General features: G+C 64.9%; 16 protein-coding genes. 9 read left to right on the forward strand and 7 right to left on the reverse strand.

Going from position 1 to position 16393, the window contains the following annotated elements; all coding sequences use genetic code 11:
* Nucleotides 1-120 precede the first annotated feature (120 nt).
* Nucleotides 121-1332, forward strand: a complete 1212-nt coding sequence (locus A9975_RS32745; protein ID WP_183036356.1) for an HD-GYP domain-containing protein — start codon at nucleotides 121-123, stop codon at nucleotides 1330-1332.
* A gap of 117 nt (nucleotides 1333-1449) precedes the next feature.
* Here A9975_RS32745 and A9975_RS32750 read toward each other — a convergent pair whose 3' ends face one another.
* From A9975_RS32750 to A9975_RS32770, 5 genes are all read right to left on the reverse strand, one after another.
* Nucleotides 1450-2244: a peptidylprolyl isomerase gene (locus A9975_RS32750; protein ID WP_150990285.1), complete on the reverse strand. Its 795-nt coding sequence runs from the start codon at nucleotides 2242-2244 to the stop codon at nucleotides 1450-1452.
* A 4-nt stretch (nucleotides 2245-2248) separates the two neighbouring features.
* Nucleotides 2249-2563: a BolA family transcriptional regulator gene (locus A9975_RS32755; RefSeq protein WP_150990287.1), complete on the reverse strand. Its 315-nt coding sequence runs from the start codon at nucleotides 2561-2563 to the stop codon at nucleotides 2249-2251.
* Between the two features lie 84 nt (nucleotides 2564-2647).
* Nucleotides 2648-3187 (reverse strand): septation protein A, encoded by a 540-nt coding sequence (locus A9975_RS32760; protein WP_174426400.1) that lies wholly within the window; start codon nucleotides 3185-3187, stop codon nucleotides 2648-2650.
* A gap of 70 nt (nucleotides 3188-3257) precedes the next feature.
* The gene (gene msrB, locus A9975_RS32765) at nucleotides 3258-3704 is read right to left on the reverse strand and encodes a peptide-methionine (R)-S-oxide reductase MsrB (protein WP_043346672.1); all 447 of its coding nucleotides are present in this window, start codon (nucleotides 3702-3704) and stop codon (nucleotides 3258-3260) included.
* 137 nt (nucleotides 3705-3841) lie between these two features.
* Complete coding sequence (locus A9975_RS32770; RefSeq protein WP_183036462.1) at nucleotides 3842-5482, reverse strand: YdiU family protein; 1641 nt, start codon at nucleotides 5480-5482, stop codon at nucleotides 3842-3844.
* Between the two features lie 316 nt (nucleotides 5483-5798).
* On the opposite strand from A9975_RS32770, the gene A9975_RS32775 reads away from it, so the two are divergent.
* The 6 genes from A9975_RS32775 to A9975_RS32800 all read left to right on the forward strand — a co-directional run bounded on the left by A9975_RS32775 (nucleotide 5799) and on the right by A9975_RS32800 (nucleotide 12747).
* Nucleotides 5799-7424 (forward strand): 3-(methylthio)propionyl-CoA ligase, encoded by a 1626-nt coding sequence (locus A9975_RS32775; RefSeq protein WP_183036357.1) that lies wholly within the window; start codon nucleotides 5799-5801, stop codon nucleotides 7422-7424.
* Between the two features lie 148 nt (nucleotides 7425-7572).
* Nucleotides 7573-8811, forward strand: coding sequence for a branched-chain amino acid ABC transporter substrate-binding protein (locus A9975_RS32780; protein ID WP_183036358.1), 1239 nt, complete (start codon nucleotides 7573-7575; stop codon nucleotides 8809-8811).
* Between the two features lie 181 nt (nucleotides 8812-8992).
* On the forward strand, nucleotides 8993-9940 hold the full coding sequence (locus A9975_RS32785; RefSeq protein ID WP_150990296.1) for a branched-chain amino acid ABC transporter permease: 948 nt from the start codon (nucleotides 8993-8995) through the stop codon (nucleotides 9938-9940).
* A gap of 10 nt (nucleotides 9941-9950) precedes the next feature.
* Complete coding sequence (locus A9975_RS32790) at nucleotides 9951-11264, forward strand: branched-chain amino acid ABC transporter permease (protein WP_043351905.1); 1314 nt, start codon at nucleotides 9951-9953, stop codon at nucleotides 11262-11264.
* The gene (locus tag A9975_RS32795; RefSeq protein WP_043346660.1) at nucleotides 11261-12034 is read left to right on the forward strand and encodes an ABC transporter ATP-binding protein; all 774 of its coding nucleotides are present in this window, start codon (nucleotides 11261-11263) and stop codon (nucleotides 12032-12034) included. Before A9975_RS32790 ends, A9975_RS32795 begins: the two co-directional genes overlap by 4 nt.
* Nucleotides 12034-12747, forward strand: coding sequence for an ABC transporter ATP-binding protein (locus A9975_RS32800; RefSeq protein WP_150990302.1), 714 nt, complete (start codon nucleotides 12034-12036; stop codon nucleotides 12745-12747). Before A9975_RS32795 ends, A9975_RS32800 begins: the two co-directional genes overlap by 1 nt.
* A gap of 74 nt (nucleotides 12748-12821) precedes the next feature.
* Here A9975_RS32800 and A9975_RS32805 read toward each other — a convergent pair whose 3' ends face one another.
* Complete coding sequence (locus tag A9975_RS32805; protein WP_150990394.1) at nucleotides 12822-14195, reverse strand: esterase-like activity of phytase family protein; 1374 nt, start codon at nucleotides 14193-14195, stop codon at nucleotides 12822-12824.
* Between the two features lie 176 nt (nucleotides 14196-14371).
* Nucleotides 14372-14506 carry a hypothetical protein gene (locus A9975_RS38370; RefSeq protein WP_255504158.1) on the reverse strand — a complete coding sequence of 45 codons (135 nt, stop codon included), beginning with the start codon at nucleotides 14504-14506 and terminating at the stop codon, nucleotides 14372-14374.
* 51 nt (nucleotides 14507-14557) lie between these two features.
* Between A9975_RS38370 and A9975_RS32810 the strand changes: the two genes are divergently transcribed.
* A complete protein-coding gene (locus tag A9975_RS32810; RefSeq protein WP_183036359.1) occupies nucleotides 14558-15715 on the forward strand; it encodes an RNA ligase RtcB family protein in 1158 nt (385 codons plus the stop codon).
* Nucleotides 15712-16326 (forward strand): peptide chain release factor H, encoded by a 615-nt coding sequence (prfH, locus tag A9975_RS32815; protein WP_183036360.1) that lies wholly within the window; start codon nucleotides 15712-15714, stop codon nucleotides 16324-16326. The genes A9975_RS32810 and prfH overlap by 4 nt, the downstream gene beginning before the upstream one ends.
* The last annotated feature ends 67 nt before the right edge of the window (nucleotides 16327-16393 follow it).

Consider the following 16393-nt stretch of genomic DNA (forward strand, 5'->3'; position numbering starts at 1 on the left):
TCTGCATGGCGGTGGTGCCGGCCCTGGCCGAGCCGCGGGAATGCCCGTCAGCCCTAAAGTATTTCGTCTCCTTGCCGTTAAGCGGCCACGCCTTATTCAATCTGTACGCGAGGAGCTGGCATGCTGAAACGGATCAAGACCCAACAGCTTCAAGTCGGAATGTTCGTGGCCAGGGTGGGGGGGCCATGGCTGGAGCATCCTTTCTGGCGCTCCCGGTTCCTGGTGAACAGCCGGGAACAGATCGACCAGATGATCGCCTCCAAGGTCGAGGAGGTCTGGATCGATCTGCTCAAGGGCAAGGGTGTGCCGCCGCCCGTGCAACTGGCGGCGTCGGGGTCCTTGAGCGTGAAGCCCGTTGCCGACGAGCCGGCCGGCGCCGTGCCGCAGTCGGGAGTGCCGCTGGAGGTGGAGTTCGGCCTGGCCCGGGAGGTGATGAAGAATGGCAAGGCGGTGGTCGGGTCGATGTTCACGAATGCCCGCATGGGCCGGGCGCTGGAGGTGGAGGGTGCCCTGATGCTGGTCGATTCCGTATCGAATTCGCTGACCCGCCATTCGCAGGCCCTGATCGCGCTGGCGCGGCTCAAGGTGCGGGACGACTACACCTATCTGCATTCTTTCGCGGTCTGCGCGCTGATGATCGCGCTCGGGCGCACCCTTGGCCTGGACAGTGCCGCAGTGCAGCAGCTCGGGCTGGCGGGCCTGGTGCACGATATCGGCAAGATTTCCGTGCCCACGCACGTGCTGCACAAGCAGGGCGAGATGAGCGCCGCCGAGGTAGCGATGGTGCAGCGCCATCCTTCGGTGGGCTACCGCGTCCTCAACGAGGCCAAGCTCTACAGCAATATTCCCCTCGATGTCTGCATGCACCACCACGAGCGCATCGACGGGCGCGGCTACCCGTTTGGCCTGCATGGCAACGAGATCAGCGTGCACGCCAAGATCGCTGCGGTGTGCGATGCCTATGACTCCCTGACCTCCAACCGGCCCGGGCACCAGGCGTGGACGCCAGCGCGGGCGCTGGAGTACATGGCGGTGCGGGTGGATACGCTGTTCGATCGTACCGTGTTCCAGGCCTTCACCCGGTCCATTGGCATCTATCCGCTGGGCACGGTGCTGCGCTTGCGTTCCGGACGGCTGGCGGTGGTCTTCGCGCAGAACGACAACGAGCCGCTGCGCCCGCAGGTCAAGGTGTTCTACTCGGTGAGCGAGGCTGCCCACCTCGGCCCCGAGACGCTCGATCTGCGCGAGACGCAGGACACCGTGGTCGGGTTCGAGGATCCGGCGCAATGGGGCTTTCGCGACGAGCAGTTGCTGGAGCTCTGCGCGGCTTGATCCCAGCCACGGTGCGGCAATGCCATGCTGGCATTTGTTACAGCGGTATGCCGCTTGCGCAAATGAAAACCGGCGCCATCGGCGCCGGTTTTCCCGTCACGGCAAGCCCGAGTCCACTTACTGGATCTTGGCCTTGTCCTTGAGCGACTTCATCATGGCCTGGAACTGCTCGCGCTGCCAGTTCTGGTCGCCCATCAGCATCTGCACCAACTGCGGCTTGACTTCCTCGAACGTCGGGATCTTGGCGTCGCGGGTGTCGTCGAGCTGGATGATGTGCCAGCCGAACTGGGTCTTGACCGGGGTTTCGGTCATCTGGCCCTTCTTCAGCGCGGTCATGGCGGCCGAGAATTCCGGCACGTAGCTGCTGCTGTTGGCCCAGTCGAGGTCGCCGCCGTTGGCTGCTGAGCCCGGGTCCTTGGACGAGGCCTTGGCCATGTCTTCGAACTTGGCGCCGGCCTTGATCTTGGCGATGATGGCGCGCGCGTCGGCTTCCTTCTCGACCAGGATGTGGCGGGCGTGGTATTCCTTGCCGCTGCCGAACTGGGACTTGATCTTGTCGTACTGCTTGCGCAGTTCGTCGTCGCTGGCGCCGTGGGTCTTGACGTAGTCCTCGAACACGGCACCGGCCAGCACGTTCAGCTTGGCTTGTTCCAGTTGTTCCTGCAGGTCGTCGCGCTGGGTCAGGCCGCGCTTGTTGGCTTCCTGCAGCAGCAGCTCACGGTCGATCAGCATGGTGCGGGCACGGTCGCGCAGTTCTGCGCTGGGAGGCTGTCCGGTGCCGGCTACGAGCTTGTCCAGCTTGGCCGAGGGGATCGCCTTGCCATTCACGACGGCAGCGTTCTGGGCGAGGGCGGGCAAGCTGCCAGCGGCAAGCACAGCCGCCAGGCTGAACGAGAGGACTGTGGTCTTCATGGAATCAGATCTGAGAGTTGCTCGAGGAATCGCGGGAGGTTTCGCGGGATTCAAGTTCTTGGTCAGTCAGCGCGGTCACCGCCAGCGCGTGGATTTGCGCGGGGAATAGATCGCGCAGCGCATCATACACCATGCGATGGCGCGCCACCCGGGTGCTGCCGGCAAATTGCGCGCTGACGATGGTGACGTGGTAATGCCCGCCGCCGGAGGCGGCACCGGCGTGGCCGGCGTGCAGCGCGCTGTCGTCGCGGACTTCGATGCTGGAGGGCGAAAGGGCTGCGCGCAGCAGGGCTTCGATTTGTGCGGGTTCTGCGGCCATCGGTGAATGCGTATCCTGGTGGGGGCCGGCCGGAGCCGGGAGATCAATCGAGGCAGGCGCGGCGGGCAGGGCCCGCCGGTGCGCTTACTCGGGGGTGTTTTCCTGCATGTGGCGGGACAGCCAGACGCTTTGTGCCAGGATGAACACCAGCATCAGGCCCATGCTGCCGAACAGCTTGAAGTTGACCCAGGCGTCGGTGGAGAACTGGTAGGCCACATAGAGGTTGACCACGCCCATCACGGCGAAGAAAGCGGCCCAGGCGGCGTTGAGCTTGCCCCAGGCGGCTTCCGGCATGGTGACCTGCTTGCCCAGCATGGCGCGGATCAGGTTCTTGCGCCAGATCAGCGCCGACAGGGTCAGCGTGGCGGCAAACAGCCAGTACAGCACGGTGGGCTTCCACTTGATGAAGGTCTCGTTGTGCAGCAGCAGCGTGGCGCCGCCGAACACCGAGATGATCGCCAGGCTGACCCACTGCATCGGCTCGACCTTGCGGTGGCGCAGCCAGACCCAGCCGATCTGCACTACGGTGGCGGCAATCGCCACGCCGGTGGCGGCATAGATGCCAGCGAACTTGAAGGCGACGAAGAACAGGATGACCGGAAACAGGTCGAACAGGAATTTCATGCGAACAGGATTGAGCGACGCAAGGTCGAAGGCTTGGTTGGCGGCGAACCGCCGCGCGGGCGGTTCGGGCTTAGCGCGGCGTGTCGGGCGATGTCGGCGCGGCGTCACCCGCGTTGAGGTCGGCAGGGTCGCGCTGGTCGAATTTTAGCGCAGCCGAGTTGATGCAGTAGCGCAAACCGGTGGGCGCGGGGCCATCTTCGAAAACGTGGCCAAGGTGGCTGCCGCATTCCTTGCAGCGAACCTCCACCCGGACCATGCCGTGCGTGTGGTCGGTGTGCTCGTCGATCACCTCGCCGTTGATCGGGCGGAAGTAGCTTGGCCAGCCGCAACCGGCGTCGAACTTGGTGCTGGCTTCGAACAGCGGCGTGCCGCAGCCGACACAACGGTAGGTGCCGCGCTCCCAGTGATCCCAGTAGCGGCCGGTGAAGGGCCGCTCGGTGGCGGCTTCGCGGGCAACACGGTACTCGATGTCGGAGAGTTGCTCGCGCCACTCGGCTTCGGTCTTGTGCGTGGTCATAATCGGCTTTCCTTTTTCGTTGGCCGGGAGACTTGGCCAGCGCACAACTTGTTGCGCAGCCCGCGCTTCGTCACCCAAGGCCGGTTGGTCGTTTCTTGCCTGTCAAACCTTACAGTGCTTGCAGTGGCGCCGCGCCTTCACGACGAGCAGCTCACTTCCAGCCCGGCCGCCCAGTCCGGCGGCAGCGCGGCATAGGTCTCTGCCTCCGGCTGCTCGTCGAACGGGCGCGACAGCACGGCCAGCAAGCGGTCCACCTCGCTGAAGTCGTTCTCGCGCGCGCGCTGGATGGCGGTTTCGGCCAGGTGGTTGCGCAGCACGTACTTCGGGTTGACCGCCAGCATGGCCACGGCGCGCGCAGCGTCAACGGAGTTCTCGGCACGCAGGCGGGCGCGGTAGGCCTCGGCCCAGGCATCCCACGCCGCGCGGTCCAGGAACAGGTCACGCACCGGGGCATCCTGGCTGCCATCGGCGCAGGAGATGCGGGCGAGGTTGCGCCAAAACAAGGTGTAGTCCACGCGCTGGGCATGCAGCAGCTGGAACAGGTCGGTCAGCAGCGGCTCGTCGTCGGCATCGGGGCCGCCCGTCGGGCGCAGGCCGAGCTTGTCCCGGTATTGCTGGAAGAAGGCCGCGGCATAGCGTTCGCGGAACGGATCCAGCGCGGCGCGCGCGGCTTCTACCGCGGCGTCGGTGGCCGCTTTGCTGGTTTCGGCGTCGGCCTTGCCATCGCCCTCTCGCCACAGCGGCATCAGGGCCTGGGCCAGGCAGTGCAGGTTCCAGAATGCAACCTGCGGCTGCTGGCTGTAGGCGTAGCGGCCTTGCGAATCGGAATGGTTGCAGATGTGGTTGGCATCGAACGCATCGAGGAAGCCAAAGGGCCCGTAGTCGATGGTCAGTCCGAGGATCGACATATTGTCGGTGTTCATCACGCCATGGCAAAAGCCCACGGCCTGCCACCTGGCCATCAGGTCGGCGGTGCGCAGGGAGACCTCACGCAGCAGCGCCTGGTAGGGCTGCTTGTCGTCGCGGCACTCGGGCATGAAGCGGTCGATCACGAAATCCGCCAGCTGGCGCAGCGAGGCGAGGTCCTCGCGGGCCGCGAAATGCTCGAAATGGCCAAAGCGGATAAAGGACGGCGCCAGGCGCGTCACCACGGAGGCAGTCTCGATGGTCTCGCGGCGCACCGGGGCGTCGGAGCCGATGATGCACATGGCGCGCGTGGTGGGCACGCCCAGCGCCTGCATTGCCTCGGAGCACAGGTATTCCCGGATCGAGGAGCGCAGCACGGCGCGGCCATCGGCCATGCGCGAGTAGGGCGTCATGCCGGCGCCCTTGAGCTGGATTTCCCAGGGGCCGGAGGCGGTGCGCGCCTCGGCCAGGCGTATCGCCCGGCCATCGCCCAACTGGCCCGCCCAGACCCCGAACTGATGGCCGGAGTACACGCTGGCGAGGGGATCGGCCCACTCGGGCACGTGATTTCCTGCAAAAGTTTCGATGAAGCTACGCTGCGTTGCGGCATCCGCATCCCAGCCCAGCAACCCGGCTGCGGAGGCTGACACGCTGACCAGCCTGGGGGAGGGTAGCGGCGTCGGCGCGAGCCGTGTAAAGAAGCGCGGGCCGAGCTCGGCAAAGCCAGGCACGGCAGTGAACGGCGGCCGCGGCTCGGCCGCATTCAATGGGGCGGGGCCGGCGGCGTCTGGCAAGGCTTGGGGGGCGTCGGTTGGCTCGGGAGAGTTCACTGGGGCATCACTATGGGTGGCTGGGCGGTGCAGCGCCGGCATGTCGGATTTCGCGCAAGTGCGCTTGCAGGCTAGGGAAAACGACATGTTGAGGTGCAACATGGCAGGCGTTATTGTACTTCCACGCCGTCATTCGCATCTCTGACCGTCGTTGTCACCACAATGTTTCCGGATATCCCTTGAATCCTGCCCCTGGTGCACCGCCATGGGGCCATGGGTGCAGCCCGCCGGCCTCCCGGATATGGCGCTGCACAACGGATTCCCGTTGACGTTTCATCAATGGATGGCAACAATCGGCCCAAAAATAGAACGGTTGTTCGTTTTTTGATGGATTTCGAAAACTACAGGAGACTATTCCATGGCATTGATGGGTCAAATGATGAGCGAACCCCTGCTCATTTCCTCCATCATCAAGCACGCCGCACGCCACTATGGCGGCACGGAAATCGTCTCGCGACGGACCGAAGGCGATCTGCACCGTTATACCTACCGCGATTGCGAGCTGCGCTCGCGCAAGCTGGCCCAGGCCATCGCCGCGCTGGGCGTGCAGTCGGGCGACCGTGTCGGCACGCTGGCCTGGAATGGCTATCGCCACCTGGAGATCTACTACGGTGTATCGGGCTCGGGAGCGGTATGCCATACCGTCAACCCGCGCCTGTTCCCCGAGCAGGTTGCCTACATCATCAACCATGCCGAAGACCAGTACGTGTTCTTCGATGCCACCTTCCTGCCGCTGGTCGAAGGCGTGGCGGCGCACTGCCCGGGCGTGAAGGGCTGGGTGATGATGAGCGACCGCTCGCACATGCCGGCGCAAGCAAAGGTGCCGCTGCTGTGCTACGAGGACCTGATCGACGCGCAGGACGGCAACTACACGTGGCCGCAGTTCGATGAGAACACGGCCTCCAGCCTTTGCTACACCTCCGGCACCACCGGCAACCCCAAGGGCGCGCTGTATTCGCATCGCTCCACCGTGCTGCACTCCTACGCATCGGCGCTGCCGGACGCGCTGGGCTGCTCGGCGCGTGACGTGATCCTGCCAGTCGTGCCAATGTTCCACGTCAACGCCTGGGGCCTGCCGTATTCGGTGCCGCTGGTGGGCGCCAAGCTGGTGCTGCCGGGCGCCAAGCTGGACGGCGCCTCGGTCTACGAGCTGTTCGAGAACGAGAAGGTGACCTTCTCGGCCGGCGTGCCCACGGTATGGCTGGGCCTGCTGCAGTATGTGCAGGCCAACAATCTCAAGTTCTCCACCTTCAATCGCACCGTGATCGGCGGCTCGGCGGCGCCGCCCGCCATGATCCGCGCGCTCAAGGCGCTCGGCGTGGAGACCATTCATGCCTGGGGCATGACGGAGATGTCCCCGCTGGGCACTTCCTGCAAGCTGCTGGCGCGCCACAACGACCTGCCGGAAGACGAACAGCAGAAGATCCAGGAAAAGCAGGGCCGCGTGATCTACGGCGTGGACATGAAGATCGTCGACGGCGACGGCAACGAGCTGCCCTGGGATGGCAAGGCGTTCGGCGACCTGCACGTGCGCGGCCCCTGGGTGATCGAGCATTACTACCGCAACGACGCGTCGCCGCTGGTGGATGGCTGGTTCCCCACGGGCGACGTGGCCACCATCGACCCCGACGGCTACATGCAGATCACCGACCGCAGCAAGGACGTGATCAAGTCCGGCGGCGAGTGGATCTCCTCGATCGATATCGAGAACGTGGCGGCCGCCCACCCGGCGGTGCACATGGCGGCCTGCATTTCCTGCTATCACCCCAAGTGGGACGAGCGCCCGCTGCTGGTGGTGATGAAAAAGCCCGGCGCCGAGGTCACGCGCGAGGAATTGCTGAAGTACTTCGAGGGCAAGGTCGCCAAATGGTGGATTCCCGACGACGTTGCCTTTGTCACCGAGATTCCGCTCACCGCTACCGGCAAGATGCAGAAACTCAAGCTGCGCGAGCAGTTCAAGGACTACCGCCTGCCGGCGGCCTGACCCCAAGGCGGCCGTAGAGCCGCCAATGCTTGCCGGCCGTTGATGCCGGCGATTGCAGGACAGGTTTGCGGCGCGCGCGGTCTTGGGAGAGGGCGCCACCGCGAATCGGGATCAACCACAGCCAACAATAAGACAGAAGGAGACAAGCATGATCAGATTGCGTCCGCTCGTGGCCGCCACGGCCATTTTCGCGGCAATGGGTTCCGGGGTTGCGGCTGCCGATACGGTGAAGATCGCCTTTATCGACCCGCTGTCCGGCCTGATGGCGCCGGTGGGGCAGAACCAGCTGAAGAGCTGGCAGTTCGTCGCGGACATCGCCAACCAGAAGAACTGGGGGGGCGGGAACAAGTTTGAAGTGGTTGGCTTTGACAACAAGCTCTCGCCACAGGAAAGCCTGACCATCCTCAAGCAGGCGGTGGACCAGGGCATCCGCTATATCGTGCAGGGCAACGGCTCCTCCGTGGGCCTGGCGCTGGAAGACGCGGTGGCCAAGCACAATGAGCGTAATCCGGGCAAGGAGATCGTCTACCTGAACTACGCCGCGGTGGACCCGGACATGACCAATAGCAAGTGCAACTACTGGCATTTCCGGCTCGACGCCAACTCCGACATGAAGATGGAGGCGCTGACCACCTTCCTGGCCAAGGATCCCAACGTCAAGAAGGTCTACCTGATCAACCAGAACTACTCCTTCGGCCACCAGGTGGCGCGCGCCGCCAAGGACTACCTGAAGCGCAAGCGTCCGGACATCCAGATCGTCGGCGACGACCTGCACCCGCTGGCCCAGGTCAAGGACTTTGCCCCGTACGCGGCCAAGATCAAGGCCTCCGGCGCCGACACCGTGATCACCGGCAACTGGGGCAGCGACCTGGCCCTGCTGATCAAGGCCGGCAAGGACGCGGGCCTGACCACCAACTACTACACCTACTACGGCGCCACCACCGGCGTGCCGACCGCCATGGGGCCGACGGAAGCCGGACGTGTCAAGTACGTCGGCTACTACAACCCCAACAACAAGGGCTTCAAGGGCGGCGATGTCATCGAAGGCTTCAAGAAGAAGTACAACGACGACTTCTATGTGATGGCTGCCTACACCGGCATCGCCATGCTGGGCAAGGCGTTCACGGACACCAAGTCGACCGATCCGGTCAAGGTGGCCAAGGCGCTCGAAGGCATGAAGGCCGACAGCCTGAACGGTACGGTGGAGATGCGCGGCTCGGACCACCAGGCCCAGCAATCGCTGGTGGTGGCTACCTGGACCAAGGTTGACGGCAAGGAGGTCAAGTTCGACCAGGAAAACACCGGCTTTGGCTGGAAGACCGATGCGCTGTTGGACCAGTATGTGGCAGCGCAGCCGACTTCCTGCCAGATGAAGCGCCCGGGCTAAGCCCGCGCGCGGCGGATGGCGCGGCCAGTTCCAGCGCGCCACCTGATCCTGCATACTTCGGTCGGCCCGGCGCGGTCCATGCCGCGTTCGGGTGGGCCGCGCTCACCCGCGCGCGCCCGTTGTCCGACCGGCCGATTGGTGGCCGCCAGCTGGCCACGTGCGTCAGAATGAAGGATAAGTTGTGGAATTCTTCGTCATTTCCCTATTGAACGGCGTCAGCTACGGGCTGTTGCTGTTCATGCTCTCTTCCGGGCTTACGCTGATCTTCAGCATGATGGGCGTGCTGAACTTCGCGCACGCCAGCTTCTACATGCTGGGCGCGTACTTTGCCTACACCATTGCCAGCAAGATCGGCTTCTGGCCCGCGCTGATCTTCGCGCCGCTGCTGGTGGCCGGCGCTGGCGCGCTGGTGGAGCGCTTCGGGCTGCGCACCGTGCACAAGTACGGGCACGTGGCAGAACTGCTGTTCACCTTCGGCCTGGCTTACCTGATCGAGGAAGGCGTGAAGCTGGTATGGGGCCTTGCCGCCGTACCCTACCGCATCCCGGCAGAGCTGGACGGGCCGTTGTTTACCGTATTCACGTCCTCGTTCCCCAAGTACCGCGCCTTCATGATGGTGGTGTCGCTGGCCATGCTGGTGGCGATCTACCTGGTGCTCACCCGCACCCGCATCGGGCTGGTGATCCAGGCCGCGCTGACGCATCCGGAAATGGTCGAGGCGCTTGGCCATAATGTGCCGCGCGTGTTCATGATGGTGTTCGGCGGTGGCGCCGCGCTGGCGGGGCTGGCCGGCGTGATCGGCGGCAATGCCTTTATCACCGAGCCGTCGATGGCGGCGGCGGTGGGGTCGATCATCTTCGTGGTGGCGGTGGTGGGCGGCATGGGGTCATTAGTGGGGGCGTTCATTGCCTCGCTGCTGATCGGCGTGCTGCAGACCTTTGCCGTCACGCTTGACGCCTCGCTGGCTGGCCTGCTGGGCTCGATCGGCCTGCAGGTTACCGACAGCACGCCGCTGTCTTCGCTATGGAAGCTGACGGTGGCGCAGGTTGCCCCGGTACTGCCGTATCTGTTGCTGGTGGTGATGCTGATCTTCCGCCCGCGTGGTTTGATGGGCACCAGGGAGGGTTGATAGCATGAGCATGGAGACGACAATGCAACAACGCCGCGAGACGGTTGTGACCGGCAGCACCATGCGCTACCGCCCGATGAACCTGGCGCGCTGGGCGATCTGGGGCCTGACCGCGGCCCTGATGCTGGTGATGCCGCTGTTCTTCACCGGCGGGTTCGCCATCACGCTGATGTCCCAGATGGGCATCATGATTATTTTCGCGCTGTCCTACAACATGCTGCTCGGGCAGACCGGCATGCTGTCGTTCGGCCATGCGGTGTACGCGGGCCTGGGCGCCTTCATCGCCATCCACGTGCTCAATATGGTGGGGGCGGGCAAGGTATGGCTGCCGGTCTCGCTGCTGCCGGTGGTTGGCGGCCTGGCCGGCGCCTTCTTCGGCGTGCTGTTCGGCTATGTCACCACCAAGAAGTCCGGCACCACCTTCGCGATGATCACCATGGGCATCGGGGAAATGGTATTTGCCAGCTCGCTGATGTTCCCGGATTTCTTTGGCGGCGAGGGCGGTATCTCCACCAACCGCATGGTGGGAGACCCCGTGTTCGGCATCACCTACGGCCCCGGGCGCCAGGTGTATTACCTGATCGCAGTGTGGTGCCTGCTGTCGATGGTGGCCATGTACGCCTGGACCCAGACGCCGCTCGGCCGCATTGCCAACGCGGTGCGCGACAACCCGGAGCGGGTGGAATTCATCGGCTACAACACGCAGCGCGTGCGCTACCTGGTGCTGATCCTGTCGGCGTTCTTCGCCGGCATCTCGGGGGCGCTGTCGGCCATCAACTTCGAGATCGTGTCAGCCGAGAACGTCAGTGCGGTGCGCTCCGGCGGGGTGCTGCTGGCAGCCTTCATCGGCGGCGCGGGCGTGTTCTTCGGGCCGGTGATCGGGGCGGTGGTGTTCATCTTGTTCGCGGTCGCGCTGTCGGACCTGACCAAGGCCTGGCTGCTCTACCTTGGCTTGTTTTTCGTGCTGATGGTCATGTTCGTGCCGGGCGGCATCGCCAGCTTGCTGATGATGCAGGTGCCGCTGCTCGCGCGCGGCAAGCTGCGCGCCATGTTGCCCGACTACGGCCGCGCCGCGGCTGCCGGGCTGGTGCTGCTCGCCGCGGTGATCCTCACCGTGGAGCTGGTCTACAAGGTGCAGGTGGATAGCGCCAACGGGACCGAGATGTCGCTGTTGCGCATCGGCTTTGACGCCGCGACGGTGAAGCCGTGGCTGGTGGCCGCGGCGTTGTGGGTGGCCGGCCTGCTGGCTTGCCGCGCCGCGCGCGCGCGGGTGCGCGCCACGTGGGACAAGGTACAGGCCGAAATGGCGGGAGGCACGGCATGAGCGCCGCACTGGAACTGAACGACGTACGCAAGAAATTCGGCCAGACCGAGATCATCCGGGGTGTCAACCTGAGCATCCCCAAGGGGGAGCGGCATGCGCTGATCGGCCCCAACGGCGCCGGTAAATCGACAACCTTCAACCTGATCTCGGGGCGCTTCGCGCCGAGCTCGGGCACGGTCAGGCTGAATGGCCAGGAGATCGGCGGGCTGCAGCCATTCGTGATCAACCGCATGGGGCTGTCGCGCAGCTTCCAGATCACCAATATCTTTCACCGCTTGTCGGTGTTCGAAAACCTGCGCTGCGCGGTGCTCTGGTCATTGGGTTACAAGTATTCGTTCTGGCATCGCCTGTCCGAGCTGCGCGACGCGCGCGAGCGGGCGGACGAAGTGCTGGAGCTGATCGGCCTGCAGCACCGCCATAGCACCCAGGCCAGCCTGCTGACCTATGCGGAACAGCGCGCGCTGGAGATCGGCATCACCATCGCCGGCGGCGCCGAGGTGATCCTGCTGGACGAGCCCACGGCCGGCATGAGCCGCTCGGAGTCCGACCATGCGGTGGAACTGATCCGCCGCGTCACCGTGGGCAAGACCCTGGTGATGGTGGAGCACGACATGAGCGTGGTGTTCGGGCTGGCCGACCGGATCTCGGTGCTGGTCTACGGCGAGGTCATCGCCACCGACACGCCCGAGGCCATCCGCGCCAACCGCAAGGTCAAGGAAGCTTACCTGGGCACGACCCTGGACGAACCTGCTACTGAGGGAGCGCACTGATGGGCAAGCGCATGCTGGACGTGCAGGGCCTGCACGCCTACTACGGCAAAAGCCATATCCTCCACGGCGTCGACGCGCATATCGACGAAGGCGAGATCGTCGCGCTGCTGGGCCGCAACGGGGTGGGGCGCTCGACCATGGCCAAGGCCATCCTCGGCATGGTCAAGGCGGAAGGATCGGTGCGCTTTCGCGACGAAGAGATCCTCGGGCGGCGCACCTTCGAGATCGCCCACCTGGGCGTGGGCTACGTGCCGGAGAACCGCGATATCTTTCCCACGCTCACGGTGCGCCAGAATCTGCAGCTCGGCGAGAAGCGCAATCCGCGCCAGTCCAAGCCTCGCTGGACGGTGCAGGACATGTACAACATGTTTCCGCGCCTGAAGGAGCGCGAGAATACGTCAGCCGGCGTGCTCTCCGGCGGCGAGCAGCAGATGCTCACGCTGTGCCGCACCCTGATGGGCGACCCCGACCTGGTGTTGATCGACGAGCCTACCGAAGGGCTGGCTCCGATGATCGTCGCGCTGGTGGGCGATTACCTGAAGGTCCTGAAGGAGCGTGGCGTGTCGGTACTGCTGATCGAGCAGAAGCTGGCTATCGCGCTGGATATTTCGCAGCGGGTCTATGTGATGGGGCACGGGCATATCGTGTTCGAGGGCACCCCCGGGGACCTGAAGGCCAATGCCGCCGTTCGCAAGGAATGGCTGGAGGTGTAGGCCGGATGGGTGTCCTCGTGAGCCCGGGACACCCATCCATGCCGGCTCGTGCGCCGGCACTGCCCTGAAGCCAATTACTTCGCCCTCAGGAACTCACCGACCTCAAGCAGCACCAGTTCATTGTCGTCGGCCTTGTTAGGCTCGCGGCTGCTGGAGAAGGGCAGGTTGTTGTCGTTGCCGACCACGATATGGGTCGGGTCGACCACATCCACGTTCTCGATGGTGAAGAACGGGAACTTGAGCACGCCTTCGTTGAGCGGCTTGCGGGCCAGCTTGTCGGGGTCGGCGATATTGAGCAGGTCGATGTAGCCGATCTTGCGCACCGGGCCGCCCGCATTGGCGTCGCTCAGCTCGATCTTGTAGATGCGCTTGAACTTGGCGATATCCGAGAAGCAGTCGTTGCGCTTCTGGCCTTCGGGGCAGGCTTTGTCGGCCGTGCCTTCGCCGTTGTCGCGCTCGATGATGAGGCCGGTGCTGGCGTCGATCATGTTGAAGTCGCCGATGGCGTTGCCATTGGCTTCCAGCGGGTACTTCCATGAGCGGCCCGTCCACTTGCCGGCCTGGGTGTCGAACTCCAGCACCCGCAGGGCTTCCTTGCCGCCGATGCGTTCAAAATCCTTGGCTTCGGCGTTCCACACGGGGCCTTCCAGCAGCGCGTAGAGCTTGCTGCCGTCCGGGGACGAGGCCATGCCTTCGAAGCCCTTGGAGCGCTTGACCTGGAAGTCCACCGCGCCGCCCGGCACGCCCGGCGTGGTCACGGCGGGATGGTCCGGCGAGCGGACGACCTTGCCGTCGACCAGCGTGTCGTACACGGCCAGCACCTTGCCTTGCAGGTCGGCCTTGATCAGGAAGGGCCCGAACTCGTCGCCGATCCACAGCGCGCCGCCGGCGAACTGGAAGCTCTCCGTGTCGAAGTCTGAACCGGTCAGGTAGCGTTGCCTGGTGCCTTCGTGGACGACGCGGAAGGGCACCTTCTTGTCCGGATCGTGCAGGAACACAGTGCCCAGGCGATGGAGCTTGCCGCTTTTGAAGTCCACCTTGTAGTGATTCAGGTAGAGCATGAAGTCCGGTGAGTTGGCCTTGCTGCCGGCGCCATTGTCGGTCAGCACCCAGAAGCTGCCGTCCGCCATGTGCTTGATGCCGGAATGGCCTTGCAGCGGCTGGCCCTTGAAGGGCAGTGACACACCCGTCGGCCGGTTGTTCGACTGGCCTTCCACCGCACCGATCTTTTCCACGCGCGCGCCGGTGGTGAACTTGCCGCTCTCCTGCAGGTCCTGCGGCGCGTCCTTGGGCGCGGCGATATAGCTCTGCGCGGGCAGGATGGCGTGGCCGGCGAGGGTGGCGGGGTAGGCGGCGGGGGCTGTGGCCTGGGCCGCGGCGGGCAAAGCCCAGGCCGCAGCGGTGACGGCGATAACGGCAATGACGGTCGCGGACGGGATGATGCGCATGTAGGAGAAGAGTGGTGTCGAAAGACCGCTACGATGCATGGTCTACGTGACGGTGGCGTGATGAAGGCGTGACGCTCGCGTGACAGATAAGTGTCTCGGTCTGACAACAGCCGCACGCGCTGATCTGATCGTCAACATTGCCAGATCACGCCATTGCGCATTACGATCGTTCCCCTTCATTCATCAACCGCACTGCAAAGGAGAGCACACCATGAAAACGTCGATGCATCTTTGCAGGCCGCGCCAGGTTTAATCGTTCCGCCCCGCAAGCGCATCGCCAAATTGGCATTGCGTTGCGCGGTGAGTTGCATTGCCCGGCTCCGGCCTGCCACATCAGATTCTTTCTCTTATCTGGATGGTATATGGGCAATTTCAATTGCATCAAGCATCTGTCCGAGCGCGTATCGCTGATCGCGTCGGACCACACCTGGATCGAAGGCAACGCGATCCAACAACTTCATCACACCGCTAGTCTCGCCGACATGGAGCGCGTCGCCGGCATGCCGGACTTGCATCCTGGCCGGGGATATCCGGTGGGTGCGGCCTTTTTCTCCAGCGGCCGGCTCTATCCTGCGCTGGTCGGCAATGACATCGGCTGCGGCATGGCGCTGTGGCGCACGGAGCTGGACGCGACCAGGATCGGCGCGGACCAGCTGGAGAAGCGGCTCGGCAATATCGATGGGCCGCTCGACGCTTCATGGGACGAGGCCGTGGCGCAGGTCGTGGCCAGCCAGTCGCTGCAGGGCGTTGGCCACGAGCACGCGCTGGGCACGATCGGCGGGGGCAATCACTTTGCCGAAGTGCAGCAGATCGACGAGATTCTTGACCAAGCCGCGGTGGCGGCGCTCGGGCTGGAGCGCCGCCGGCTGGTGCTGCTGGTGCACAGCGGCTCGCGCGGGCTCGGCCAGGCAATCCTGCAAGACCATATCGAGCGCTTCGGCCACAGTGGCTTGAGCGGCGCCAGCCAGGATGGCGCCGACTATCTGGCCCGGCACGCGCAGGCGCTGCGTTTCGCTCAGGGCAACCGCGAGCTGGTCGCGCGCCGCATGCTGGACCGGCTGCATGGCGGTGGGGAGCGGGTGCTCGACGTTGACCACAACTTCCTGGCGGCGGCCACGATCGACGGCATTGCCGGCTGGCTGCACCGCAAGGGCGCCACGCCGGCCGATGCTGGCCCGGTGGTCATCCCGGGTTCGCGGGGAGATTACAGCTACCTGGTCGAGCCGGTAGCCGATGCGCGCAGCTTGTTGTCGCTGGCGCACGGCGCGGGCCGCAAATGGATGCGCGGCGAGTGCAAGAGCCGCTTGTCGGGGCGCTTTACCGTCGAGCAACTGAGCCGGACACGTTTTGACAGCCGCGTGATCTGCCGTGACCGGCAGTTGATTTACGAGGAGGCGCCGCAAGCCTACAAGCCGATCGACAGCGTGGTGGCGGCGCTTTGCGACGCGGGCCTGGCAAGGCCGCTGGCGCGCCTGCGCCCCGTGCTCACGTACAAGACCAGCGGGGAGTGCTGCCGATGATCCTGCTACAACTTTCCGCGGCGCAAGGGCCATCCGAATGCTGCCTGGCGGTCAGCCGGGCGCTCCGGCGCCTGCTGCACGAGGCGGCGCTTTGCAGCGTGCAGATCGAGATCATTGGCGAGGAGGGCGGCGAGCGAGCCGGCACCCTGCGCTCGGTGCTGGTGAGCCTGGACGGCGAGCGGGCGCCGGACCTGGCGCGCCAGTGGGAGGGCACTGTGCAATGGACTTGCCAGAGTCCTTACCGGCCCAGGCATGCGCGCAAGAACTGGTTTATCGGCGTGGCGCGTTGCGCTGCGCCGTCACCAGCCCTGGCGGGCGAGATCCGCTTTGAGACCTGCCGGGCCTCCGGGCCAGGCGGGCAGCACGTGAACCGAACCGAGTCGGCCGTGCGCGCCATCCATGTGGATACCGGCATTAGCGTCAGGGTGCAGTCCGAGCGCAGCCAGCATGCCAACAAGCGCATTGCCACGTTGCTGATCGCGCATAAGCTGGCGCAGCAGGCGGACCAGAGCATGCTCGCCCAACGCGCCCAGCGGCGGATGCTGCACCATCAGGTGGAGCGTGGCACGCCGGTGCGGGTATTCAAGGGGGAGCGCTTCGAGCCGGCCTGAGGCAAGCACATGACGCGGCGCCTGCATTGCGGGCGCCGCGTCATGTGCCTGGTTGTGATCAAACCTG

The organism is Cupriavidus sp. UME77, assembly GCF_014170355.1.
Taxonomy (GTDB): domain Bacteria; phylum Pseudomonadota; class Gammaproteobacteria; order Burkholderiales; family Burkholderiaceae; genus Cupriavidus; species Cupriavidus basilensis.